Raw genomic sequence first — 25,763 nt, 5'->3', positions numbered from 1 at the left:
AGGCCGGATTGCGGACATGTCTGGAAACCGTGTAAAGCACAGGGTGCGGCGGGGCGCCTGCGCCCTGCTGACGGCGGCCCTGCTGGCCCCCGTGTGGGGCTCGGCCCTGCCGGTGGGGGCGGTGACCCAGAGCGAGATTGACGCCCTCAAGGCCAGGCAGGCGGAGAGTCAGGAGCGGCAGGCGGAGCTGGAGGAGCAGCTGACCCGGGCGGAGGCCGACCGGGACGCGGCCCGGGAGCAGCGCCAGCTGCTGGGGCAGCAGCTGGACGCCATCAACGCCGAGCTGGAGAGCATCAACGACCAGCTTACCTGGTACGACGGGGAGATCGCCCGGAAGGAAGCGGAGCGCCAGGCGGCCGAGGCCCGGGAGGCGGAGCAGTACGAGCTGTTCTGCCAGCGGGTGCGCGCCATGGAGGAGGAGGGGACGGTGTCCTACTGGTCTGTCCTCTTCAACTCCGGCAGCTTCTCCGAGCTGCTGGATCGCCTGGCCGATGTGGACGCGGTGATGGCCTATGACAACCGGGTGATGGACGAGCTGATCGTCGTCCGGCAGGAGCTGGAGGCCGTCCAGGCCCAGCTGGAGGAGGCCCGGGCCGCCGAGCAGGCGGCCAAGGAGGCCCAGGAGGCCGTGAAGGCCCGCCAGCAGGAGAAGGTGGCCCAGGCCCAGGCGCTGCTGGACGAGCTCAACGCCGACGTGGCGGAGGTCAACCGCCAGCTGGACGAGGAGGACGCGTCGTGGGCCGCCATCGGGGCGGAGATCGACCGCAAGCAGAAGCAGCTGGAGGAGCAGCGGAAGCAGAACAACGTGCAGCTGCCCCCCGCCGGCAATGGCTGGATGTGGCCCCTGCCGTCGGCGAATAGGAAGCTGACCTCCGCCTTCGGGTTCCGGATGCACCCGGTGGATCACGTGCCCCACAGCCACACCGGCATCGACGTGGCGGCCTCCACCGGCACACCCATCTATGCGGCCCGGGGCGGCCAGGTGATCATGTCGGAGTACGGCACCGGGGTCAACTGGTCTTACGGCAACTTCGTGGTCATCGACCACGGGGACGGCACCACCACCCTCTACGCCCACATGTCCTCCCGGGCGGTGAGCGAGGGGGAGCTGGTTCAGCAGGGCCAGACCATCGGCGCTGTGGGCACCACCGGCAACGTGAAGGGGGCCCACCTCCACTTTGAGGTGCGCATCAACGGCCAGCGGACGGATCCGGAGGCCTATTACACCGGCCTCCCCCTGATCCGGGCCTACAACTGGTAAACGGACTGACGGAAAAAGGAGCGGCGACGTGGCAAAGAAGCAGAATCCCAATCAAAAACCCAAAAAGCAGAAGGTGGAGTGGCGCCGGGTGCTCTTCGGCGGGCTGGCGGCGGTGCTGGCCCTGCTGCTCCTGCTGCCCATGGTGACCATGATCCTGGGCGGCGCCGGGGCGGTGACCCAGAGCGAGATCGACGCCCTCAAGGCGGAGCAGGCGGCCAGCCAGGCCCGGCAGGACGAGCTGGAGGAGCAGCTGGCCGACGTGGAGGCGGATCAGGCGGAGGCCCAGCAGCGGCGGCAGCTCCTCCAGGCCCAGCTGGACGCCATCAACAATGAGATCGAGAACATCGACAAGCAGATCGCCTACTATGACGCGGAGATCGCCCAGAAGGAGGAGGAGCAGGCCGAGGCCGAGGCCAATGAGGAGGCCCAGTACGAGCTGTTCTGCCAGCGGGTGCGCGCCATGGAGGAGGAGGGGACGGTGTCCTACTGGTCTATCCTCTTCAACTCGGAGAGCTTCTCCGAGCTGCTGGATCGCCTGGCCGACATCGACGCGGTGATGGACTACGACAACCAGGTGATGGACGAGCTCATCGCCATCCGGGAGGAGATCATAGCCCTGCGCACCCAGCTGGAGACCTCCCGGGCGGAGGAGCAGGCGGCCCGGGATCAGCAGGCCGCCAAGCAGGCCGAGCAGCAGGCCAAGGTGGCCGAGGCCCAGAAGCTGCTGGATCAGATCAATGCCGATGTGGCGGAGGTCAACCGCCAGCTGGACGCGGAGAGCGAGGCGGCCGCCGAGATCCAGGCGGAGATCGCCCAGAAGCAGAAGCAGCTGGAGGAGCAGCGGCGGCAGAACAACATCACCATCGACTCGGAGACCAGCTATCTGTGGCCCCTGCCGGGCTACTACCGGCTGTCCTCCCTGTTCGGCTACCGCATCCACCCCATCACCGGCGAGGCCCACAGCCACACCGGCATCGACATCCCCGCCCCCGGCAATACCCCCATCCTGGCCTGCAAGAGCGGACAGGTGGTCACCTCCGCCTACCACTACTCCTACGGCAACTACGTGGTCATCGACCACGGCAACGGCAATTCCACCCTCTACGCCCACATGTCCTCCCGGGCGGTGAGCGAGGGGGATATGGTCACCCAGGGCCAGACCATCGGCTACGTGGGCACCACCGGCAGCTCCACCGGCAACCACCTCCACCTGGAGGTGCGGGACAACTACACCCGGGTGGATCCCGAGAGCAAGTTCCCCAGCCTGAGTTTGACACATCCGTGGTAAACACTCGAACAAGCGGCAAAGCCGCTTGTTCGAAAAGGGCTGCATGGCGGAAGGGCCTCGGTTTCTGACAAAACAGTCGGCCCTTCCGCCATGAGAAGTGTCATTTCCGACGCGCATGTCGCCGGAAATGACGGACTTTTATTTGATTCCGCCGTCTGCGGACGGCGGAACTCTGCGAGGCTTTTGGCGGAAAACGACGAAAACCTGGGGCGGGCGGAGGCGTTGGCCTCCGCCCGCCCCCTTTGATACCCGGAAAGGAAGGAACCCCAATGCGGCAAAAACGATTTTCCCTGTTCCAACTGCTTCTGGCCGCGGCGCTCACCGCCGCGGTGGTGCTGGCGGCGGGCGCCCTGGCGGTCAACCACCTGCTGGGCGGCGCCGGCGGCCGCTCCCTGGTGGAGGCGTGGCACCTGATCAACACCCGGTTTGTGGGGGAGTACGACCAGGAAGCGGTGATCGACGGCGCGCTGGAGGGCATGGTGAACGCCCTGGGCGACCGGTGGAGCTACACCCTGACGGCGGACGAGCTGTCCGCCCAGAACCAGCGGCGCACCAACCAGTATGTGGGCATCGGCATCACCGTCAACTACGCAAACGAGGAGGGCCTGGAGATCCTGGAGGTGGCCGCCGGCGGCCCGGCGGAGGAGGCGGGGCTTCTCCCCGGCGAGGTGATCACCGCCGTGGACGGCATCTCCCTGGCCGGGGAGGCACGTTACGAGGGGGCCGATCTCATCCAGGGGGAGGAGGGCACCACCGTCACCCTGGAGGTGCTGGGCGCCGACGGCGGCACCCGCACCGTGGAGGTGACCCGTGCCAGCATCGAGACCGACCCGGTGGAGAGCAGGATGCTGGAGGGGGACGTGGGCTACGTGGCCCTGTCCAACTTCTACGACAACAGCGCCCAGCGGCTGGAGGAGGCGGTGACCGCCCTCCAGGAGCAGGGGGCCCAGGCCCTGGTGTTCGACATGCGGGACAACGGCGGCGGCTACCTCCGGGAGCTCACCGACATGCTGGACTTCCTCCTGCCCGAGGGGCCCATCTTCATCAGCCGGGATCGGGCGGGCAATGAGGAGACCACCTATTCCGACGCCTCCTGCGTGGAGCTGCCCATGGCGGTGTTGGTCAACGCCAACACCTACTCCGCCGCCGAGTTCTTCGCCGCCGAGCTCCAGGAGCAGGGGGTGGCGGTGATCGTGGGGGAGCCCACCAGCGGCAAGGGCTACTCCCAGCAGACCTTCACCCTGGCCTACGGCGGGGCGGTCAACATCTCCACCGCCGCCTACTGCACCGGCAGCGGCACCTCCCTGATCGGCACCGGCCTGACCCTGGACGCGGAGGTGTACAACACCGACGACGGCACGGACGCCCAGCTGGCGGCCGCCCTGGAGCTGCTGGCGGAGTGATTTCCGCCCCAAAGCCGGAAAAACCTGCGAAAACCCTTGACTGTAAACCCGCTTGATACCTTACACTTGAGGCCAAGGAGGGGATCAGAATGACCATCGGCGAGCTGGAGGCCCTGCTGGACATGCCCCGGGCCAGCATCCGCTTTTACGAGCAGGAGGGCTTCATCCACCCGAAGCGGGAGGCCAACAACTACCGGGACTACTCGGAGGAGGACGCGGACACCCTGCGGAAGGTGAAGCTGCTGCGGCAGCTGGGCCTGTCCCTGGAGGACATCCGGCAGGCCCAGCGGGGGGAGCGCCCCCTGGCGGCCCTGCTGGCGGAGCAGGAGGCCGCCCTGGCCCGTCAGAGGGCCGATCTGGACTGGGCGGGGCAGATATGCCATGCCATGCGGGAGGACGGGGTGGACTTCGCCACCCTGGACGCTCCCAGGTACTTGAACCGGCTGAACCGCCCGGCGGATCAGCCCGGCTTCTTCGATCTGCGCTCCGACGCGGCCCCCACCGTGTCCCACCCCTGGCGGCGGTTCTTTGCCCGCAGCCTGGATCTGGGCCTGTGCAGTCTGCTGTGGATGGCGGTCTGCCTGTTCCTGTTCCGCTGGCACCCGGACAACACCTGGCCGATCCGCCTGCTGAACAGCTATGTGGCCTACGGCATCCTGCTGGTGCTGGAGCCCGTCCTCCTGTGTACCTGGGGCTATACGCCGGGCAAGTGGATCTTCGGCCTGGCGGTGCGCAATCCCCTGGGGCAGAAGCTCACCTGGGGCAAGGCCGTGGATCGCACGTGGGGGGTGTTCGCCCGGGGCGAGGGCTACGGCATCCCGTTTTACAGGCTCTGGCGCAAGTACAAGTGCTACCGCCAGTGCAAAGACGGGGAGCCGGAGGCGTGGGAGGAGGACACCTCCTACACCATCCGGGACACCAGGGTGCGGCGGTGCTGGGGCTTCGTGGCCGCCCGGGCGGCCTTGATTGGGCTGAGTGCCTTTCTGGCGCTCCAGTCCATGCTGCCCATCCACCGGGGGCCCCTCACCCCGGAGCAGTACGCCGCCAACGTCAACGACATGTGCCGGATCCTGGACATACAGTCCTATGAGCGGATGGACGCAGAGGGAAACTGGGTAGACGCGCCAAATTCCCATGTGATAAATCTGTTCGGCGGGAGCACGCCGTCCCACCAGCTCACGGTGGATGAGGACGGCCATGTCACCGGCGTGTGCATTGAGGTGGAGCAGCTCGGGGGAGAGCTGGTGTCCGGCAGCACCACCCAGCGATCCCTGGCGGCCCTGGCCTTCGCCGCCGCCCAGCGAAGTTACAACGGCATCTCCTGGTGGAGCAGCGGGGTGCTCCAGGCCATTGAGAGCCGGCGCTTTGACGACTACACCCTCCAGGCCGGGGACGTGACCATCACCCAGACTGTGGATGTTCAGGGCTATGATGGATTGGATGGAGGGAATCCTTTGGTTCTGTTACCCTCGGAGGATGGGGAGGCCCCCTATTATCATCTGGTGTTCACCCTGGAACAGACGACATAGACAAAAGCGGCGGCCCGATGGGCCGCCGCTTTTGTTTGAACTGCAAAGGGTGCGCCTCTTGACCCTCGTATGATACGAGGGTTTATAATGTGAGACAAATAAGGAGGTTTTAGTTTGATACCCGAGATACTCGCGGGCCCCGTCCGGAAGCTGACGGAGGGGCTCACCTGGAAGAAGATCCTTTGCATTGTGCTGGGGGCGGCCATTACCACCTTCGGCATCCACAACATCCACCAGCAGGTGGGCATCACCGAGGGGGGCATCATGGGCCTGATGCTGCTGCTCCACCACTGGTTCGGCCTGTCGCCGGCCCTGCTGACGCCCCTGCTGGATGCGCTGTGCTACCTGCTGGCCTTCAAGTGCCTGGGCGGGCAGTTCCTGAAGATCTCCGTCCTGTCCACCGGCAGCGTGGCCCTGTTTTACAAGCTGTGGGAGCAGTTCCCCAACATGCTGCCCGACCTCTCCCGCTGGCCCCTGCTGGCCGCCCTGGCGGGCGGCGCCTTCGTGGGAATCGGCGTGGGCCTGATCGTCCGGCAGGGGGGCTCCGCCGGGGGCGACGACGCCCTGGCCCTCACCATCTCCCGTGTGACCCACTGGCGGCTGTCCAGGGCCTATCTGTTCACCGATCTGACGGTGCTGGCCCTGTCCCTCACCTACATTCCCGTGGGGCGCATTGCCTGCTCCCTGGTGACGGTGACCCTGTCGTCCTTCCTCATTGACCGGATTCAGACCGCAGCGTTGCCCCGTCGGGCCGCGGAGGCGGAGTAAGGCCCGCCTCTGCGGTTCCCTTCCGCCCGGCCAGCAGGAAGCCGCTGGTGAGGGCGGTGAGGGGGGCCACGGTGACCAGGCCGAAGGAGCCCACCACGGTGTGGATGATCTCCGAGGCCACATATTTGTAGTTGAGAATGTTGTACAGGGGGGTGCCCTGGGCCATGAACACCATGAGCAGAGCCACATAGCCCCCGGAGTAGGCCAGCAGCAGGGTGGTGGTCATGGTGCCCATGGCGGCCCGGCCCACGTTCATGCCGGAGCGCACCGCCTCCCACCGGGAGAGATCGGGCCGCTTCTCCACCACCTCGTGGACGGCGGAGGTGATGTCCACCGCCAGATCCATCACCGCGCCGGAGGAGCCGATGAAGATGGAGGCCATGAAGATCTGGGTGAGGCTGAGATCCTGGAACCCGGCGTAGAGCAGGCTCTCGGAGTAGGACATGACCGCCCCGTGGATCTGGAACAGGTCGGTGAAGATCACACCCAGCACGCAGGTGACCAGCACCCCCAGGAAGGCCCCCGAAACGGCGGCGGCACACCGCCGGTCAAAGCCGTAGACCAGGGCGATGATGAACAGGGTGAGCACCAGGGTCACCGCCAGGCCCATGAAGATGGGGTTGTACCCCTTGAGGTAGAGGGGCACCAGCACCTTCCACAGCATGAGCACCGTCATCACGAAGGAGACGATGGCCCGCACGCCGGTGCGCCCGGCAAAGAGGATGAGGAACACCGCGAAGATGGCGGCCAGCAGAACCTCCTTGTTGAGGCGGTAGTGGTCGGTCATGGTGACCGAGAGGATCTCGTCCCCCTGGTAGCTCACCACCACCATGGCCTTGTCGCCGGGGGCGAAGATCTTGTCCTGCTCCAGGGAGCCGTTGAGCATGTTGACGCCGGTGGCGGTCTGGCCCTTGAAGCGGCCGCCCAGCAGCTCCAGGGTGCAGGTCTGCTCACCGGAGCGCACCAGGCCGGTGTCGATGATGGCGGAGTCGTCCACCGCCAGCACCCGGGCGGCGCAGCGGTCGGCCTCCCGGTACTGGAGGGCCCCCTCAAAGCCGGTGGGGATGGCCATCAGGATGACGATCAGCAGCAGGCACAGGGCCAGGGGGGCGTAATACCGGCGCTTGGCCGGGTCGCGGAGAAGGGAAGTCATAGGGTGTGATTGTCCTTTCTGCACCAGCAGACGGATGCGGCATCTGCCGCATCCGTCTGCTGGTTTTTTATGGAGTGGGAAAGTGGAAAGCGGGGGGAAGGATTACTGGACGCCCAGCATGTCGGCCAGCTTGTAGTAGACCTGGGTGTTGTCGTAGTAGCCGCTGAACACCTCGGCGTTGAGGCCGTGGGCCAGCACGGCCACGGGCAGGCCGGTGTGGCTGTAGGAGGTGAAGGAGATGCCGGACTTGTTGTTGATGATGTGGGTGATGGTGACGCTCAGGGGCTCGTAGGTGCCGTAGAGCACGTACTCCTCCTGCTCATACTGGCTGGTGGCGGTGCCGTTGATGCTCTTCTCGTAGGCGGCGCGGAGCTGCTCCAGCTCGTAGTCGGTGAGCACCAGCTTGTCGCCCTCCTCACCCTCGGTCTTGAGGCCGAACAGGGCCTCGATGTCCACCAGCACGTCCTCGAAGGAGGTCTTGTTCTCCTTGTACTTGGCCACGTAGTCGCTGTCATACTTGGCGAAGGAGATCTTCTGGTTGGCCAGCAGATCCAGGTAGGTGTCGTAGTCGGTGCCGGCGAAGCCGATGGTCAGGCCGCCGGTCTCGTGGTCGCCGGTGACCAGGATCAGGGTCTCCTCGGGGTGCTCGGCGGCGAAGTCGATGGCCACCTGCACCGCGTCGGCCAGGGCTTGGGTGTCGTGGATGGTGGAGGCGGCGTCGTTGGCGTGGCAGGCCCAGTCGATCTTGCCGCCCTCGCACATCATGAAGAAGCCGTCCTCGTCCTGGGAGAGCACCTCGATACCCTTGGCCACGTAGTCGGACAGGGCCCACATGTCGTCGGTGCGATCCAGCTCATAGGCCATGGCGTCGGAGTCGGCCAGGTGTTCGTCGATGATCACCACGGGGCCGGCGGTGACCTTCTCGGCCTCGGCCTGGGTGGTCACCACGTTGTAGCCGGCCTGCTCGGCCAGGTCGTACAGGTTCTCCTGGTCGCCCTCAGCGCCGTCGGGATCCAGCAGGCCGCCGCCGGCGAAGTACTCAAAGCCGGAGTCCACCAGCTCCAGGCCGATGTCGTAGTAGTCGTTGCGGCTGGCCTGGTGGGCGTAGAAAGCGGCGGGAGTGGCGTGGTTCAGGTTGACGGAGGTGATCACGCCGATGGAGTAGCCCTTCTGGCTGTGCAGCTTCTCGGAGATGGTCTCATACTCCACGGTGCCGGTCTCGTCCACGTTGATGGAGCCGGAGTAGGTCTTGTGGCCGGTGGACAGGGAGGTGGCGGTGGAGGCGGAGTCGGGGGCGAAGGAGTTGGAGTCATAGGTGACGGCGGAGCCGACGCCCTCGAAGTTCATGAAGTTCAGGTACTCGGGGCCGTCCAGAACGGCGCCGCCGTTGTCGTCCAGGCTGGGCTGGGCCTGCCAGTAGTCCTCGTCGGCCAGGGCGCCCAGATAGTCGGACGTGGACTGGATCTGGGGATAGCTCATGCCGTCGCCGATAAACAGGAACACATACTTGGGCGCGGTCAGGGCCTGAGAGGTGGCGGCCAGGGCCTGCACCTCAGCGGCGGGGGCGGACGTTTCCTCCGGGGTGGACGCGGTGGGAGTTCCGCAGGCGGTCAGGGCGCCGCCCAGGGTGAGGGCGGCCAGGGAGAGGGCCAGGGGACGCTTCCAGTTCATGCTCAATTCCTCCAAAGTTTGTTGTTAGACTGGTTGAAACCGTGAAGATCATAGCGGAATTCTGCCCCATGCCGCTATCAGCCCCCGGTAAAGGATTGCAAAAAACGGGTAAGAAATTGTAAAGAAGGATGTCGGTAGGGATTGACGGGGCGGGGCGGGCGTGGTACCATGGCCCCGCGAAGCGAAAAACACGGCCCGGTTGGTAGTCCGGGCGCGGCGGGGCGAGTCCCAGCCCCATGAGCCGTCAGTAACCTGCCTCCTTGGTTGTCCGCGCTCCGCGCAGTATCTATATTTAAGGAGGACAACTGCATATGGAATGTGACTGCGCGAGACTGACGGTCTGCTTTGAAGCGCCCTTCTGGGTGGCCGTCTACGAGCGGGAGGAGGCCGGGTGCCTGACGGTGTGCCGGCAGGTGTTCGGCGCCGAGCCCCGGGACGGAGAGGTGTATCAGTGGCTGCTGACGTCGTGGCGCACCCTGGCGTTCAGCCCGGCGGTGGCTCTGGAGCGGCGGGAGGCCGGACGGCTCAGCCCCAAGCGGGCTCAGCGGCAGGCCCGGGCCGCGGCGGAGCAGCGGGGGGTGGGTACCAGGGCCCAGCAGGCCCTCCAGCTCCAGCGGGAGGAGCGGAAGCAGGCGCGTCAGGCACAGAGCCGCCATCGGGACGCGGCGGAGGCGGAGCGGAAATTTCAGCTCCGCCAGGAGAAGAAAAAGGAGAAGCGCCGGGGGCACTGAGGCTTTTCCTGAGAACCGGAGGCACCGGGAGCATCCGCTCCCGATGCCTCCGGTTTTCCCTCCGGCATAAACCGGCCCCTGACGCATATCCTGTATCCGAGGTGGTGGACTTGGTGGGAATTGTGGCGCTGGAGGCGCGGAAGGGCCGCAGGCCGGCGCTGGAGGAGGGGGCGGTATGGGGCATGCCCGCCCTGCGGGCGGGCGTGCCCGCGCCGCCCGGCCTGCGGGATGCCAGGCTTCGCCGGAGGACGGAGCGGGCCGCGGCGGCCCTGGCCCGGGCTGGGGTGCGGCGGGTGCTGGCGGCGGAGGATTTCCCCTGCTGGCCGGTGCTGGAGGCCGCCGGGCTGCGCCCGGTGGAGACAGAGCCTTTCTGCCAGGCCATGGCCGTCCCCCTGGCCCTGGCGGCCCTCCGCCGGGCCCGGATCCTGCGCGCCCAGGCCACGGTGGCCCTGGCGGGGCAGCGGGTGAGCCGCCCCCTGTTCGCGGCGGCGGAGGCCCTGTGCCCCCAGGTGCGCCGCCTGGTGGTGGATGTGCCCGGCGAGGGGGAGGAACTGGCGGCCTGGCTGCGGGAGGAGTACGGCGCGGCGGTGCTGCCGCCGGGGACGGCGGCGGACGTGACGGCCTGCTTCGGCCCGGCGGGCGGGGAGAGCGGGGGCGCGGTGCTCCGGCTGTACGGCCCGGCGCCGCAGCTGGACGGGCTGCGCCTGCTGCCGGAGGAGGGAACGCTGCCGCCGGGGCTGGCCCCGCTGCCGCTGCTGACCCTGCTGTGGGAGTGCGGCCGCCTGCGCCCGGAGCAGATCCGGATTTTCCCCGCGTGACGGCAAAGAATTGACTTGACAGGAGGATGGAAACTACCTATAATATCGTATTAACGTGGCGGATTGTTTCTATTGTGACGATTGGACGGGCCCGGGCGGGCCCGTGAAATAGAGAACGGGAAGCAAAAAGGAAAGGTGTGCGCAGACAACCATGGCGAAAGAATTCAAGCTGAGCGCGGAGCGCTTGGAGGAGCTCAAGCAGGAGCTCAACTACCTGAAAACCGTCCGTGAGAAGGAAGTGGCCGACCAGATCAAGGAGGCCCGCTCCTTCGGAGATCTGTCCGAGAACAGCGAGTATGACGAGGCCAAGAACGAGCAGGGCAAGCTCTACTCCCGCATTGCGGAGGTGGAGAACATCCTGTCCAACTATGTGGTCATTGAGGAGCATGAGTCCGACCCCAACTCCGTCCGCCTGGGCTCCACGGTCAAGGTGATGGATCTGGAGTTTGAGGAGGAGGAGACCTACCAGGTGGTGGGCTCTCAGGAGGCCGACCCCATGAACGGCCGGATTTCCGAGGACTCCCCCTTTGGGAAAGCCCTGTTGGGCAAAGCCATCGGCGACGAGGTGCAGGTGGAGGCACCGGCCGGTGTTTTGCGATACCGTATCCTAGAGATTCAAAAGTAAGGAGCCAGAACAATGAGTACTGAAGAGAGAAGTGTCAACCAGCCTGAGGAGCAGCCCTCCCTGTCCGAACAGCGCCTGATCCGCCGCGCCAAGCTCAAGGAGCTCCAGGATGCCGGCCAGGATCCCTTCCAGATCACCAAATACGTGGTGAAGCACCACTCCGCCGACATCAAGGAGAACTTCGAGGCCCTGGAGGGCACCGAGACCTCCATCGCCGGCCGCATCATGTCCAAGCGGGGCATGGGCAAGGCCATCTTCTGTGATCTGCAGGACGTGAAGGGGCGCATCCAGATCTACGTCCGCATCGACGAGCTGGGCGAGGAGGCCTTCGCCAAGTTCAAGAAGACCGACATCGGCGACATCGTGGGCGTGGAAGGCGAGGTCTTCAAGACCAAGCGGGGTGAGATCTCCGTCAAGGCCCACAAGGTGACTCTTCTCTCCAAGTCTCTTCAGCCCCTGCCCGAGAAGTTCCACGGCCTCACCGACAAGGAGATGCGCTACCGCCAGCGGTACGTGGATCTGATCATGAACGAGGACGTGCGCCGCACCTTCCAGATCCGCACCGCCTTCATCAAGCACGTGCGCAAGTATCTGGACGACCGGGACTACCTGGAGGTGGAGACCCCTGTCCTCAACACCATCTCCGGCGGCGCCACCGCCCGGCCCTTCATCACCCACCACAACACCCTGGACATCGACATGTATATGCGCATCGCCACCGAGCTGAACCTGAAGCGGCTCACCGTGGGCGGCTTTGAGCGGGTGTATGAGATCGGCCGCATCTTCCGCAACGAGGGCATGGATCCCAAGCACAATCCGGAGTTCACCACCATCGAGCTGTACGAGGCCTATGCCGACTTCCACGACATGATGGACATCGCCGAGGGCATCCTGTCCACCGCAGCCAAGGAGATCCTGGGCTCCTACCAGGTGAACTGGCTGGGCGTGGACATCGACCTGACCCCTGGCTGGCCCCGCCTGACCATGACCGACGCCGTCAAGCAGTATGTGGGCGTGGACTTCGACGCCATCTCCGACGACGAGGAGGCCTGCAGGGCCGTGGAGGCCAAGGGCATCGACATGGAGGGCTGTGAGCGCACCTGGGGCACCGCCCTGTACGAGGCCTTTGACCAGCGGGTGGAGGAGAAGCTGGTGCAGCCCACCTTCATCACCATGTACCCGGTGGAGGTCTCCCCGCTGACCAAGCGCTCCCCCAAGGATCCCCGGCTCACCGAGCGGTTTGAGCTGTTCATCAACCACTGTGAGTTCGCCAACGCCTTCTCCGAGCTCAATGACCCCATCGACCAGCGCGGCCGCTTCGAGCACGAACTGGCCCTGCGGGAGATGGGCAACGACGAGGCCGGCATGATGGACGAGGACTTCATCAACGCCCTGGAGTACGGCTTGCCCCCCACGGGCGGCATGGGCATCGGCATTGACCGCTGTGTCATGATGCTCACCAACTCCGACTCCATCCGGGACGTGATCCTGTTCCCGACAATGAAGCCTCTGGACTAAAATTCCACAATATATAGTGTCTGACGAAACCGGACGGCACAAGATGTAGTAAAAAGGGCTTACAACTACAACTTTTCTACAACTTTTGCTTGAAATCAGACGGCATCAGACGGGCCAAAATGAAGGGCAAATCCGTGTTTTTTATGCGGATTTGCCCTTTTTTGCAATTTTCACATTAGCACCAAATTACCCTTGATTGCCTCTGCTTTTTCCCTCATGTTTTCTTGCGTAATATGCGTATAAATATCCATAGTTGTGGAAAAATCAGCGTGGCCCATCACCTGCTGGATAAACTTGATGTCGTTGGTGCTTTCACAGAGCCGCGTGCAGAATGTGTGTCTCATGTTATGTACGCTAAAATGCGGCAGCAGTTCCGGCTCACGATCTTCCAGTTCAGCCTGATCCATTTCTTCGGCGTTGTAGGCGATGGAGATACGCTGGATGGCCCGATTGATATTATGGGCACTGAGAAAGTAACCTTCCCGATTCCTAAAAAGGAAACCGTGATACCCATTCATCACAAGGTCTTCCGGATAGAGTGTGTCCATGACTTCAATCAATGTGCGGAGCTGTTCAGCAACCTGCGGATACAGGATAGGGATAGTGCGGGTGCCGCTGGCTGTTTTAGGGGTGGTGATATGAAAACCTGCTTTCCCATCGATCACGCGATAGATCAAGTTGTGATTGACAGAGATGGTGTTGTTCTCCAGGTCCACATCATTTTTAGTTAAGCCGGTACATTCCGCAACACGCATTCCCGTACCGAGCAGTACGACCATGACAGGCAGCCAGTGGCTATACATCGGTGACTTGGAAATGAACTGAAGGAAGTTCTTCTGCTGTGTCATGGTCAGCGCGATTCTTTTCTTCGGGGGCGCCCCGGCTCCCTCTGTTTTGAGAGAGCGGTAGACGCCTTTGCTTGGATTTTTTCGGATGTAGTCATCATCGACCGCCAATTCAAGCGTGGGGTGAATCAGGTTATTGATGCTTTCCAAGGAATTGACCGCAAAGCCTTTTTTCAAAAGCTTCGTGTAAAATGTCAGGATGTCGCTCTTTCGGATGTTGGGCAGGGGAATGTTGGCAAACGGCTCATCCTTCACATAGTTGCTCCAAAGATATTCGTAATTCGCCCGTGTAGAAGCCTTTAACTGGATCTTCGTATCCATGAGGACTTTGAACATATCATTTAGGGTGATTTTCATAGCCTCCTGGGTGCGAATACCGTCTTCGCTGTCACGGTTGAGAACTTTTTCTTTGGCCCGCAGGCTGGCAAGGTCAAAATCATAAATGTACTTTTTCTTCTTACCCAGCTTATAGACAAACATATAGCTGCCGTCTGAGCGTTGTGTTTCTCCTGGCCGCAGGTTGCGGCCTTTGTTGTCTTTTCTAACTTTTGGCATAGGCTGATACCTCCCGATGTTTTGTGTGTTGCTGCGCCCGGAATGGGCAAGGTTCTGTTAGCATGAGATCTCGTACAAATATTCCTTCACTCGCTGAACGCTCCAAAGGACACGAGAATTCATGGTGATGCGGGCGTGGGCCAGGTCGCCGATCTGAACGGCCGTATGCCGCCCGCAGTCGAGCAGTTTGCAAAGCGATTCCGTATCGACCGCCAAGCACTGATCCGGTGAAAGGTCATTGGGTTTTCTTTTTTCCATAATTGCCCTCCTTTATTTGCAATTACATATATCCCCTACGATTTGTAGTGGAAGGTTTTCAACAAAAACAATGAAGTCATTCAAATTCATCGGGAAGTGTAGGGTCTCTTCCAAAGGCCATTTCCTGCGCCGGGGCTTTCCGCCGCGTATTGCCAGGGCCCGCTGTGCGGTATTTCAATCGTGGGCGGGCTCCATGTGGTCATCGCACACTGTCCGCGATCCCTGTATAACTCCAATGGAAAAGGTTATGGGGCTTGTCAAGGTACAAAAAGAGCGTGCAGACCGGCTACGGAGTCCCATGCCATGTCTGTACGCCCTATATATAGGAGATGGCGGCCAAATTTCTGCAAATCCTGTGCCTTTTGATGAGTTTTTTTGAGCAATGCCATTTTCAGCAACAGAAAGATACTATATATAGATGATATTCCTTGACTAACGCAAGATATTGTGTTACACTGTTTCTGTAATTGATTTTTGTGCGTTTTCCCCTTGTGGGATACAGACCTAGTTTCTGTACCGCGGATTGAAAAATCTGCATTGCACACGCAGTCAAGATTGTACTTGTGCCAGTAGTATTACTGCGCCCCTCTGGGCCGGTATATTACTGGCTTTTTTGTTTTCCGGGACTTTTGCTCCCGTCAGCGAGGATGACTTTGGTTCATAGGCAACTATGGACATCAGGCGTTACGCCCACTGTCACCCTCGCTTTTTTCTGCCCAAATGCCGGGAACGGCTTTGAGGATATACCAAAATCACAGAAAGGCAGGTATGAACATGAATGTAAAAAAGCGGAGTCAGGAGTCTCTGACGAGTAAGAGAAAACCGATGGAGAGCTGGCGGCAGTACCAGAAGCTGAACCAGTCCGCACAGAAGCATTGCCCGGTGATTCGGGCGCCCGTCATTCCCCGCAGGACACGGAGGGGGTGTTGAGTATGCCGGCAGGCAGTGTGGCTGTCAAAGAGCGGCATCAGCCCCTGGTGCTGGTGGATACGGCAGGCTTGTCCGAAGAAGAATGGCTTGCTTACCGCCGGAAAGGCATTGGCGGCAGCGATGTTGCAGCTCTGCTGGGCATTTCACCGTGGCGGACGGCCCGGGATCTGTTTTATGACAAGCTGAACATTGCCGTGGTCGAGGACCATGAGGACAACTGGGTGGCCCTGGAGATGGGACACCTGTTGGAACCGCTGGTGGCGAAGATCTTCCAGCACAGGACCGGCTACAAGGTCTATCAGATCAAAAAGATGTTCCAGCACCCGAAGTATCCCTGGATGCTGGCGGATGTGGACTACTTTGTAGAACTGCCGGACGGCACCACCGCTATTCTGGAGATCAAGACCACAAACTACAACGCCAAAGACAACTGGTGGCTGGATGGTGAGGAAACCATTCCGGCCTACTATGAGTCCCAGGGACGGCATTACATGGCCGTTATGGATGTGGACCGCTGTTTTTTCTGCTGCCTGTATGGCAACAACGAGCAGGAAAGCATTATCCGTGATATGCAGAGAGATCTGGCCTATGAGGATGAGATGATTTTCCTGGAGCAGAATTTCTGGGAAAATCATGTGCTTACCAGAACGCCGCCGCCTTACACCGAAGATGGCGACCTCGTGATCGAGAGCGTGCGCCGGTACACTGGCCCCGCTGACAAGGAGGCCCCCGCTGTATCACTCGACCTGCCCCTGACGGCCAAGCTGATGCGTTTTCTCCAGCTCCAAGAGCAGAAAAAAGGCGCAGAAGCAGGCAAAAAGGAAATCGAGGAAGATATGAAGCGGCTGAAGGCTGCCATCATTGCCAAAATGGGGAAAAGCTGCAAAGCCATCTGCCAGCAGGATGGGGTGAACTATACCGTCACCTACAATCCGGTGCGGACCCCCGGTATTGACAAGGATAATCTGAACAGGCTGAAGCTGGAACATCCGGACATCTATGAGCAGTATGTGACTGTTTCCGTGCACCGCCGCTTCACGGTCAAGAGTGACGCCGAGGCGGCATAAAAGGAGGGAAAAAAGAAGTGATCCATAGAGGAACTTATGACGGGACGATCTACCACAACCCGGTGAACAAGTTCTGCATCATCAGCGTAAAGACCGCTGATAAGGAGGTGCCCCAGGAGGCCCGTTCCACCCGCCGGTACAGAGATCATCTGATCCGCTTTGTTGCGACGGGCTATGAACTGCCCCGCACGGACGCGGTAGAGCTGGAACTGGACGGCGAATGGACAAAGGGCAAATATGGTGTGCAGCTTCAGGTGGAACAGTGGCGCGAGATCGTTCCCAAGACCAAGGACGGCGTGGAAGGCTATCTGGCCTCCGGCCTCATCAAAGGTATTGGGCCGGCGACTGCCGCGCAGATCGTCTCCCGGTTTGGCGTGGAAACGCTGGATATTCTGCAAAACCATCCCGAGCGGCTGCTGGAGGTCAAGGGCATTACGGAAAGCAAGCTGGAGGATATCAAAACCTCGTATGCGGAGAGCCGGATGCTCCAAGACCTGATGACGCTGCTCTCCCCATTCAAGATCACGCCGAAAACGGCCCTGAAGATCTACCAGCACTTCGGGCCCGCCAGCGTGGACATCTTGAAAAGGAGTCCCTTTGAACTGTGCCAGGTGTCCGGTTTTGGATTTCTCCGGGTAGATGCCATCGTTCAGAAAAACGGCGGCGACCTGCATGACCCCATGCGGGTCAAAGGCGCGCTGTTCTGGGCGCTGGAGGACAGCAAGGGCGGCAAAGGACATTTGTTCCTGCCTGGTGAAACTTTGCGGAAGGAGGCTCTTCGGCTTCTCAACACAAAGATCCCCGTCCCGTCTCTCCGGCTTCATGAACAGGAGGTCGCGGATGTGCTTCAGGACATGATCCTTCATGGCGAGGTGGTATCCGTCAAAGATAACATCTACCTGCCCCGCACATTCGCACAGGAAGATGAAACGGCCCGGCGTATTGCCATGCGGCTGATAGAGCCGTCTGCGCCGGAGCGCATTGAGCAGGCGCTGGAGCAGGTCAAGCGTGAAATGGGGCTGGTGCTGTCTTCCAAACAGGAGGCAGCGGTCTACGCGGCTTACCGCCACAGCCTGTCCATTATCACTGGTTCTCCCGGCACCGGCAAGACAACGGTGCTCAAGACCATTTTGGAAGTTTATCGCCGCCTGCACCCGAAAGGTGAAATCGTTCTGATGGCGCCGACCGGCCGTGCCAGCCGTCGTATGGCGGAAAGCACTGGCTTTGACAAGGCGCGGACGCTCCACAGCGGCCTGGGCCTCGGCAGTGAAGAAGATGACGCCAACCGCAGCAGACAGCAGGAGCCGTTGTCGGCGGACCTGATCATTGTGGACGAGTTTTCTATGGTGGATATGTGGTTGGCAGACAAATTTTTCTCCCGCATCAAGGATGGGGCCCGTGTCGTTCTCGTGGGCGACCCCGACCAGCTCCCCAGTGTGGGCGCCGGGACTGTGTTCCGCGAACTGATCGACTGTGGCTTGATTCCCGTCACGGTGCTGGACCAGATCTTCCGTCAGTCCAAGGACAGCCTGATCGCTTATAACGCCAAGTTTATCAACGAGGGCAACACCAAGCTGTACTTTGGGCCGGACTTTGTATTTATGGCAAGCGATAACCAGGCGGAGGCTGCGGAGCGGATCATCGCCCGTTACTGCCGGGAAATCGCGGAAAGCGGCATCGACCGGGTGCAGATTTTGTCTCCCTTCCGTTCGGAAGGCGCTGCGTCGGCGGAACAACTCAACGAGGCCATCCGCGAGGTGGTCAACCCGTTCCGCTCTGCCGAGGAAGAAATCAAGATCGGCGTCAAAGTGTTCCGGGTCAACGACCGGATCATGCAGACCAAAAACACCGCCAAGGTGTCCAACGGCGACCTGGGATTTATCCGCTATATCAAAGACGATGAAGATGGCAAGCGCGTCGGCCTGGATTTCGGTGTGGGCCGAGAGCTGGAATACAGCGTAGAGGATATGGTCAATCTGGACCTAGCCTACGCCACCACCATCCACAAGGCAATGGGCTCTGAGTATGAAACGGTCATCATGCCGCTTTTGAAAGCGCACACCGTCATGCTCTACCGCAACCTGCTCTATACCGGCATCACCCGGGCCAAAAAGCGCGTGGTGCTGATCGGCCAAAAGCAGGTGCTGTTTATGGCGATCCACCGGAATGAAATCGTCAAGAGGAATACGCTTCTGGGCAAGCGCATCGGCATGTACTATAAGGCCTATGCCAAGCGGGCCGGAATCCCGGTCCCGGCGGCTCTGGAAGAAGAACTGAAATACGCTGGTTAAAAAAGAGGCGCAAGGTGCAGAAAATTGCCCCGCGTCTCCTATTTATTACACAGGAAGGAGTATATGACATGAACGACAGCAATGCGAAAACGATGTACGAAACTGTGCCTGCGGCCGCTGAACTGAACAAGGTGCCGGGCTTTGACCCGCTCAAGTTCCTCCGCCGCACCAAGGACACCCTGAAGCTGGACCTGCCTTACCAGAAACTCTGGTTCCGCATGGCCCATCCCAACGGCCGTATGCGTCTGACGGCGCTGCGGATCACGGAGCAGATGGCGATTTTTGAGGCCAAGGTATTCCTGGACCGCAGTGACGCGGAGCCGTTCAGTATGAGCACGGCCCAGCAGACTACCCAGGACAGCCGCGACTTCGTGAAAGCCGCCCAAAATGAGGCGCTGAGCCAGGCCCTTACGGACGCCGGTTTTGGCATCCAGCTGATCAGCGCCGGCGCCCAGGCCGATCTGATGGAGAAAAGCGCCGGAGCGTCTGTCAAAAAGGCCGCAGAACCGCCTGCCGGGCCGGCGGAATGCACGGCACCGCCGCAGGAGCCCCACAGCGCCCCTCAGAGGGCCGATGAGCCTGCCGAGGGGAAATCCCCTGCCAGCCCCGTTGAAACGCCGCAGAGGGCGTTTGAGGGCGAAAAGGCGGCAACAGCGACAACGGCCCCGTCGAAGGAAAACACTGCTTCGGAACCGGTGAAGCAGCACCTGCCGGTGGAGCCGGCGAAGAAATTCGATACGCTCCCGGTTGACGCTTCGCCAAAGACGGAACAGCCGGCGGCTGAAAATGAGCAGGCGGATGAATTGCCCGTCCGCGGCAATGTAACGGAGCTGCCGGTCCAGCACACGGAGGAATCCGAACCTGCCGCCGAGCCTATGCAGCCCGAAGATGACGCTGCCGGGGCGGCGGATACTGCGGTGGATACCCCCTCTTACACGAAGGACACGCCTATGGAGGATATTCTGCAGGTCATGACGCTGGAACAGGCCCAGCAGGTCATCGTAGACGATGGCATCTGCAAGGGCATGACGATTGCCCAGGTGGCCGAGAAGCGGCCTGTCAACCTGCGGTATTACTTGATCCCGGGCAAAAGCAAAAACAACATGGTCCGCGCTGCCGCCCAGCTGGTTTTGAATTCGCTTCAAAAGGCCGGCTGATATGGCCCCCGGCGAGGGCATGAAGGGAGGAATGACAGATGGGCTCGTACCCGGATGAATTTCCCTTCGGTATCATGGAAGTTGTGGAACTGCTGCACCTGCGGGTCAGGCGCCAGCAGGCAAACAGCGTCTATGTGGACTGCCCGTTCTGCGGTGACCGCCGCGGGCGGATGAATGTCAATTTCGTCAAAAATGTCTGGCGGTGCAATCACTGCGACGAACATGGCGGAATGCTGGCGCTATATGCAAAATTGAATCACACGACGACCTCTGACGCTTATTGGGAAATTGCAGAAGCTCTGTGTGACAATACCCACGAGGAACACGCACGCTCCGGGAATGAAGCCCAACAGCAGCCGGTCAGCACCGGGTCCCCATCTTCGGGGGCCCGGGCGGCCGCTGCAGGTTATTCTTCTTCCGAGCGAAAAACTGTGCCGCAGTCGGACAAAGCCAGCCCGGCCGAGATCCATCAGACGCTATCCCTCCTGCTGGCCCAGCTTACGCTGCGGCCGGCACATCGGGAACATCTGCGTTCACCAAAGCGTGGGCTGTCTGATGAACAAATCGAGGCGCTGGGCTTTAAGAGTACCCCGCCGCCCTTCTTATGCCGCTCTATCACGGACCGGCTGATCAGGCAGGGATGCAGGGTGCAGGGCGTACCCGGATTTTACCGGGACGACAGCGGCCACTGGACAATGGCATTTTATAAGAAGACCTCCGGCATCCTGATTCCCGCCATAGGCTTTGACGGCCGGCTTCAGGGATTTCAGATCATGCTGGATGTACCGCTGAAACACAAGGATGACCCGCCGGAGAAACCGGGGGCCAAGTACATCTGGTTTTCCTCTTCCTCAAAGACAGACGGGACAGGCTCCGGCAGCCCGGTACATCTGATCGGTGACCCATCCGCCCGGGTGGTCTATGTGATCGAGGGGCTGCTGAAAGCAGATATTTCCCATTGTCTGACCGGGCGCACCTTTGCCGCGATTGCCGGGGCCAACAACACCAGCCCGCTGGACCCGTTGTTTGCCCTTTTGGCGCAGAACGGCACGGAGGAAATCATTGAAGCCCACGATATGGACAAGTACAACAATCAAATGACGATGGCCGGGGCGTCGAAAATTTATCTGACGGCCCGGAAGTATGGCATGAACTGCCGGAGGCTGACCTGGAATCCCAACTATAAGGGATTTGACGATTGGCAGCTGGCACTTCGCCGGGAAAATCAACGGAGAAAGGAGATCGATAGACTTAGTTTTAAGGCGCAGTACCTCCGCGGTTTGTGTGAACTGGCGCATATTGAGGACTGCATCGAACTATGGCAGCACTTGGCTGAAAACAAAACCTGCCTGACGGAGTATCTTGGTTTGACCAGAGAGGAACATGAAACTTTCCTGCGGCAAGGCAGGGATGCCCTCGGCACCCTGCTGGAACCCCAGCGGCGGAAACAGAGATTTGTGCTCTATCAGTTGGAACTGGACGAGCAAAAAGCGATCCCATTTGCTTTCAAGGAACTTGCGGCGCTGCAAAAGGCCGGCTATGAACAGCCGCCCGCCGCCATGTACCGCATGGCCGGGTCTGGCGAAGTCTACTGCCCGGTGGAACAGAGCGACGCAGAGATTTTGAAGCGCCTGTTTGCTGACTGCCGGGAGGAACTGCCGGAGGGCTGCCACGGGCGGCCAATGGCGCTCTCTGATGTGGTAGAACTGGACCATTCTCCACGAAGGATCTACTACTATGTCAATGGGGAGCATGAATTTCCGCAGGTCAAGTTTTCCCCCATGCTTGCCAAAAAGGACATCAAAGAAGGGACATAAAGAGGCTTCAATGGTTGTTGTAAATGAGACGAAGAGAGGGCAACTTCTGGCGCTTCTGGAGCAATGCGCCCATCTGAACGCTGATGTGCGGCCCCGCACGGATAAGGGATATTTTACGGTGACGGTCCCGCCGCCGTGGAATGGCCCGGCCCAGCGGAAAGCCCAGGAGGTGCAGGACAGGATCAAAAAGTGGTCGGAGCAGTATCCCAATGTGGTATGTTACTGTTTCGACAGCTTCAGCACACTACTCTATGTGCTGTGACACAGGTAAACGATGGCATGGAACAGGTTTTATCCTGATCCATGCCATTTTTGTCAACGGAAAGGAGTTTATTATGGGATATTTTTCGGAAATGTCGCTGGATATGCAGGAAGGCCGCAAACCGTCTGCCGCCTCGCTCACCCGCGAGTGCGCTTTTGAGGACGGGGAGAACTTTGACGAGCTGCCGGTGCCGCCGGCTGACCGTCAGCCCGTACCGCCTGCCGCAGAGCCGGCGCCGCAGCCTGCTTTTGAGGACGACGGAGATTTGGATGAGGCCCCGGAAGAGCTGGAACAGCCTGACGAGGCTGAGTCTCCCGCAGAAAAAACCGATGAGGAGGACAATGCCGATGAGGGTCAGGCGGAGCCTGCCAAGGCCGATGCCTCCAATGCGGACGCTGACGAGGAACAGCGACGTGCCGAGCATGAGGCCGCCGAAGCCAAACGGAAGGCTGAGTGGGAGGCGAAACAGGCGGAAAAGAAGAAGGCCCTGCAGGAGCAGATGGACCGCTTGGCCGCCATGAGCGACGATGAGGTGGTGGCTGCTTCCATGCAGCGGGTCAGCGGCGATGTGGAAAAGCTGACCCGGCGCAATATGAAGGAGTGCGTGTCGGAGTATATCCAGACCAAGTGCCTGGAAGATCCGGCCTTTGCCCGCCTCACCATGCACCCGAAGAAAACAATGGTTCACTGCTTCCAGTACATCAGCCGCAAGGCATGGGAGTACATCCAGGACGAATTGAAAGCAAACGGCATCCAGCCGGGCCAGGGCAGCCAGGGGTATGGCTGCGATATTCCGGATGACCTGTGCTATCAGTGGTCGGAGGACTATTTCCGCGATCCGGACGCCAAAGAGGACCAGGAGCAGGAAGAAAAGTTTGTCCCCCGCCCCTACTATGGCAAGTCTTCCGTGAAATCCTCCAAGAAAAAGAAAGCCGAGAAAAAGCCTGCCGAGAAGAAAAAGCCTGAGCCCAAGCCGGCGCCGGAAAAGAAGCCTGCTGCTGACGGCCAGATGTCCCTGATGGATTTTGGCATGGCAAAGGCCGGCTGAGGAGGCAGCGTATGATTGCGTATAAAGGTTTTCGGCCCGGCATGATCTGCATTGACTATCAGTTTCAGATGGGCCTCAATGTGACGGAAAAGGCCAACTGCCGCCAAAATGGATTCCATTGTGCGGAGGACCCGTTAGACTGCCTGAGCTATTATGGCGATGTAGACCATTCGGAATATTACATCGTCAACGCCGGCGGGGACATCGATGAGGACGAGGTGGATTCCAAGATCTCCTGCACCGAGCTGACGGTCCTCAAACGGCTGACGAAAGAAGAACTGTTTCTCCACGGCCTCGCCTTTATGGCAGACCACCCCAAGCGGAAGTGGAACAAGCATGTTCGGAAGGACAGGGCTGAAGCGCGGGGTGGTTATGCGGTCGTCCGCGGCGCCGACCCCATAGCCAAGGGCTGCCGGAAGGGTGATGTATTGGCCTTTGCCAAGGAGGACCCGGCCACCGGCAGCATCCAGCAGATCGTGGTGGCTACCATTGATGGAAAGACGCTCCTGCCGGATGTCTGGTATGGAGCGAATCTTGAGAAAAGGACGGTGAGTTAATTTGAAGAAATCCATGCTTCTGGCGATGCCGATGCTGACGGCATCGCCGGAGATGAAACAAGCAGCGATGGCGGACGAGCCCAAAAAGGAGACGACTTATTACGGCCATACCTATACTACCCGCACCTATTTCGCATATATGAATTGTCTGGTGCAGGATGGCATTCTGAAAGCCGCTTTTTTCCTGCCGGATCATCTGCGGCTGGATGGAAACAACCCTGTCTATGAGGTGTTTCTCGACAAGGAAAACCGCCAGTTTCTGACCTACGATCACTTGGAGAAAAAATGGCGGGACGCCAAATTAGACCGTTTGGAATGGCATGGCAGGAACTACTACGCTACCTGCTGGGTCAGCGAGGAAGATGCGGCCCTGGTTCAAGACTATTTTTCCGGCGAGCGCGGTGGCGCCCTCGGCATTCTCGATTTTCAACGGAATGTGCGGGATGAGCAGCTGGAGCGGCGCCACAAACGGATTACCGACCCGTGGGACCAGGATCTTGCCCAGGTGCCGGAGCTGCCCAAGGATTGGGCGCACTGGGCCGACAAGGTGGCCGTGCGGGAAAATTTTATATTTTACCATTACAAGCGCGGTGGCGCTAAAACAGGCTACTGCACCTTCTGCGGGAAGGAGGTGCCCATTTCCGGGCATCCCTACCACAACAAAAAAGGGCGCTGCACCCGCTGCCGGCATCCCGTAATGTTCAAGGCTTTGGGGCGCGCAGGCTATTTTCAAACAGATAAGTATTATGCTTATCTGGTCCAGCGGTGCAGGGATGGATTTGTCGTTCGGGAATTCCGGGCGGACAGGACCTACCGAAAGGATACCCTGCCGCACAGCGAGCCCTATTGGCATGAGTTCCGGCGTTCGATTTATGACCGCACCGGCGAAATCCGCTCCTATTACTGGGGGATGTACTGCCAGCGGGAAACACGCTGGATCGCGGGAAGCCCCTGCTATTACGCTTATTATGGTGATCAATCCGGCCGGGTATATGGAAAGACTTTGCCCAGCCTGGAGAAAAAAGAACTTCGTCAAACCGGCTTGGCCGAGTGGATACGAAGCCATCCGATCACTGATCCTGAAAAATACTTGGCAGTCTGGAAAAGGCTTCCCCAGATGGAGCAGATCTGGAAGGCTGGACTGCAGCGGCTGACAAAGGAGTGTTTCCATAACTGCGACAATGTGCGGAAGCTGGTGCTGAACCCCAGTGAGCCCGGGCTGATCCGCGCTCTGGGTCTGGATGCCTCAAAATTCCGCCGCCTGCGGCAGATGGATGGAGACACAGAAACTTTGGCCTGGCTGCAGCTTGAGAAGCGGACCGGACAGCGTATCACGGACGACATGCTGCGCTGGAGCAAAAAGGAACAGATCAGCGCCAAGGATCTGGTGTTTATCGCAGACCGAATGAGCCTGGTGCAGATCAAAAATTATCTGGAGCGGCAAAAAGAGTATTTTGATGGCAGCTGCCAGCAGGCGCTGACCACCTGGCAGGACTATCTTGCTATGGCGGAACGGCTGCACTATGACACCAGCGATGAGATCGTCTACCGTGTGCGAAAACTGCGCCAGCGGCACGATGAACTGGTCCTTCAGAGTGAAGCCGGGAGCCTGGAAGAGCAGGCGTCGAAAATGGCGGCGAAATATCCCCATGTTAATGCCATCTGCGTGGAACTGCAGGAAAAATATGCCTACAGCGATGACGACTACACGGTGCTTGCGCCCCAAGACATCTTTGAAATCATCAAGGAGGGGCGCATGCTTCATCACTGTGTCGGCAATGATGGCGCCGGCGAGCGGTACTATGACCGCATGGAACGCCGGGAAAGCTTCATCATGTTCCTGCGCCGGACGGAGGAACCTAACGATCCCTACTATACTCTGGAGATTGAACCAGATGGAACAGTTCGTCAGAAGCGCACTTTGTTTGACCGGCAGTATGAAGATATTGAACAGGCAACAGAATTCCTGATCAAATGGCAGAAGGTCATTGCGGCCCGCCTTACCGGCCGCGACCTGAAGCTGGCTGAGCGGAGCCGTGAGCTGCGGAAGGAGGAATTCATCCAGATGCAGAAAGACCGTGTGATCATTCACACCGGGCATCTTGCCGGCCGTCTGCTGGCAGAGGTGCTGCTGGCCGATTTGATGGAAAATACGGAAGTCATGCAGCCGCAGGCACTCCCTGCTGCCGCGTGAGACAGGTTCAACGGCCG

21 protein-coding genes are annotated in these 25,763 nt (G+C 60.4%); 17 read left to right on the top strand and 4 right to left on the bottom strand.

Annotated features, from left to right (window positions below; all coding sequences use genetic code 11):
• Window positions 1-16: 16 nt before the first annotated feature.
• The 5 genes from B5E42_RS17395 to B5E42_RS17375 all read left to right on the top strand — a co-directional run bounded on the left by B5E42_RS17395 (window position 17) and on the right by B5E42_RS17375 (window position 6,249).
• Window positions 17-1,261 carry a M23 family metallopeptidase gene (locus tag B5E42_RS17395; protein ID WP_087241971.1) on the top strand — a complete coding sequence of 415 codons (1,245 nt, stop codon included), beginning with the start codon at window positions 17-19 and terminating at the stop codon, window positions 1,259-1,261.
• A 28-nt stretch (window positions 1,262-1,289) separates the two neighbouring features.
• On the top strand, window positions 1,290-2,549 hold the full coding sequence (locus B5E42_RS17390) for a M23 family metallopeptidase (RefSeq protein ID WP_087241969.1): 1,260 nt from the start codon (window positions 1,290-1,292) through the stop codon (window positions 2,547-2,549).
• Between the two features lie 269 nt (window positions 2,550-2,818).
• Entirely contained in the window at window positions 2,819-3,952 is a 1,134-nt protein-coding gene (locus B5E42_RS17385; RefSeq protein WP_087241967.1) for a S41 family peptidase, read from the top strand.
• Window positions 3,953-4,041: 89 nt separating this feature from the next.
• Window positions 4,042-5,481, top strand: a complete 1,440-nt coding sequence (locus B5E42_RS17380; RefSeq protein WP_087241965.1) for a MerR family transcriptional regulator — start codon at window positions 4,042-4,044, stop codon at window positions 5,479-5,481.
• Between the two features lie 114 nt (window positions 5,482-5,595).
• Complete coding sequence (locus tag B5E42_RS17375; RefSeq protein ID WP_087241963.1) at window positions 5,596-6,249, top strand: YitT family protein; 654 nt, start codon at window positions 5,596-5,598, stop codon at window positions 6,247-6,249.
• On the opposite strand, the gene B5E42_RS17370 is transcribed toward B5E42_RS17375, so the two are convergent.
• On the bottom strand, window positions 6,194-7,402 hold the full coding sequence (locus tag B5E42_RS17370; RefSeq protein WP_087241961.1) for a YibE/F family protein: 1,209 nt from the start codon (window positions 7,400-7,402) through the stop codon (window positions 6,194-6,196). The genes B5E42_RS17375 and B5E42_RS17370 overlap by 56 nt on opposite strands.
• A gap of 102 nt (window positions 7,403-7,504) precedes the next feature.
• Window positions 7,505-9,073, bottom strand: coding sequence for an alkaline phosphatase (locus B5E42_RS17365; RefSeq protein WP_087241959.1), 1,569 nt, complete (start codon window positions 9,071-9,073; stop codon window positions 7,505-7,507).
• 311 nt (window positions 9,074-9,384) lie between these two features.
• Between B5E42_RS17365 and B5E42_RS17360 the strand changes: the two genes are divergently transcribed.
• From B5E42_RS17360 to lysS, 4 genes are all read left to right on the top strand, one after another.
• Window positions 9,385-9,804: a YjdF family protein gene (locus B5E42_RS17360; RefSeq protein ID WP_087241957.1), complete on the top strand. Its 420-nt coding sequence runs from the start codon at window positions 9,385-9,387 to the stop codon at window positions 9,802-9,804.
• Window positions 9,805-9,917: 113 nt separating this feature from the next.
• Window positions 9,918-10,622: a hypothetical protein gene (locus B5E42_RS17355; protein WP_242967222.1), complete on the top strand. Its 705-nt coding sequence runs from the start codon at window positions 9,918-9,920 to the stop codon at window positions 10,620-10,622.
• 151 nt (window positions 10,623-10,773) lie between these two features.
• Complete coding sequence (greA, locus tag B5E42_RS17350) at window positions 10,774-11,247, top strand: transcription elongation factor GreA (RefSeq protein WP_087241953.1); 474 nt, start codon at window positions 10,774-10,776, stop codon at window positions 11,245-11,247.
• Between the two features lie 12 nt (window positions 11,248-11,259).
• Complete coding sequence (gene lysS, locus B5E42_RS17345) at window positions 11,260-12,765, top strand: lysine--tRNA ligase (RefSeq protein WP_087241951.1); 1,506 nt, start codon at window positions 11,260-11,262, stop codon at window positions 12,763-12,765.
• A 170-nt stretch (window positions 12,766-12,935) separates the two neighbouring features.
• On the opposite strand, the gene B5E42_RS17340 is transcribed toward lysS, so the two are convergent.
• Together B5E42_RS17340 and B5E42_RS17335 are read right to left on the bottom strand one after the other, a co-directional pair.
• Window positions 12,936-14,165, bottom strand: a complete 1,230-nt coding sequence (locus B5E42_RS17340) for a site-specific integrase (protein ID WP_087241949.1) — start codon at window positions 14,163-14,165, stop codon at window positions 12,936-12,938.
• 57 nt (window positions 14,166-14,222) lie between these two features.
• On the bottom strand, window positions 14,223-14,423 hold the full coding sequence (locus tag B5E42_RS17335; protein WP_006573960.1) for a hypothetical protein: 201 nt from the start codon (window positions 14,421-14,423) through the stop codon (window positions 14,223-14,225).
• Between the two features lie 932 nt (window positions 14,424-15,355).
• On the opposite strand from B5E42_RS17335, the gene B5E42_RS17330 reads away from it, so the two are divergent.
• The 8 genes from B5E42_RS17330 (at window position 15,356) to B5E42_RS17295 (ending at window position 25,746) form a co-directional block, all read left to right on the top strand.
• Window positions 15,356-16,420, top strand: coding sequence for a lambda-exonuclease family protein (locus B5E42_RS17330; protein WP_087241947.1), 1,065 nt, complete (start codon window positions 15,356-15,358; stop codon window positions 16,418-16,420).
• Window positions 16,421-16,437: 17 nt separating this feature from the next.
• Entirely contained in the window at window positions 16,438-18,711 is a 2,274-nt protein-coding gene (locus B5E42_RS17325) for an ATP-dependent RecD-like DNA helicase (protein WP_058963805.1), read from the top strand.
• A gap of 68 nt (window positions 18,712-18,779) precedes the next feature.
• Complete coding sequence (locus tag B5E42_RS17320; RefSeq protein WP_087241945.1) at window positions 18,780-19,868, top strand: hypothetical protein; 1,089 nt, start codon at window positions 18,780-18,782, stop codon at window positions 19,866-19,868.
• A 38-nt stretch (window positions 19,869-19,906) separates the two neighbouring features.
• Window positions 19,907-21,685, top strand: a complete 1,779-nt coding sequence (locus tag B5E42_RS17315) for a YodL domain-containing protein (RefSeq protein WP_087241943.1) — start codon at window positions 19,907-19,909, stop codon at window positions 21,683-21,685.
• A 10-nt stretch (window positions 21,686-21,695) separates the two neighbouring features.
• Window positions 21,696-21,947 carry a hypothetical protein gene (locus B5E42_RS17310; protein WP_087241941.1) on the top strand — a complete coding sequence of 84 codons (252 nt, stop codon included), beginning with the start codon at window positions 21,696-21,698 and terminating at the stop codon, window positions 21,945-21,947.
• Window positions 21,948-22,020: 73 nt separating this feature from the next.
• The gene (locus tag B5E42_RS17305) at window positions 22,021-22,995 is read left to right on the top strand and encodes a Cas9 inhibitor AcrIIA9 family protein (protein ID WP_242962711.1); all 975 of its coding nucleotides are present in this window, start codon (window positions 22,021-22,023) and stop codon (window positions 22,993-22,995) included.
• A gap of 11 nt (window positions 22,996-23,006) precedes the next feature.
• A complete protein-coding gene (locus tag B5E42_RS17300; protein ID WP_087231245.1) occupies window positions 23,007-23,552 on the top strand; it encodes a hypothetical protein in 546 nt (181 codons plus the stop codon).
• A 1-nt stretch (window position 23,553) separates the two neighbouring features.
• Window positions 23,554-25,746, top strand: a complete 2,193-nt coding sequence (locus B5E42_RS17295) for a PcfJ domain-containing protein (protein ID WP_087241937.1) — start codon at window positions 23,554-23,556, stop codon at window positions 25,744-25,746.
• Window positions 25,747-25,763: the final 17 nt, after the last annotated feature.

Origin of the sequence: Flavonifractor sp. An10 (assembly GCF_002161215.1) — a bacterium.
Classification (GTDB): Bacteria; Bacillota; Clostridia; order Oscillospirales; family Oscillospiraceae; genus Flavonifractor; species Flavonifractor avistercoris.
Note: the sequence above shows the minus strand (reverse complement) of the source record. Positions and strands in the feature narration are given on the sequence as shown.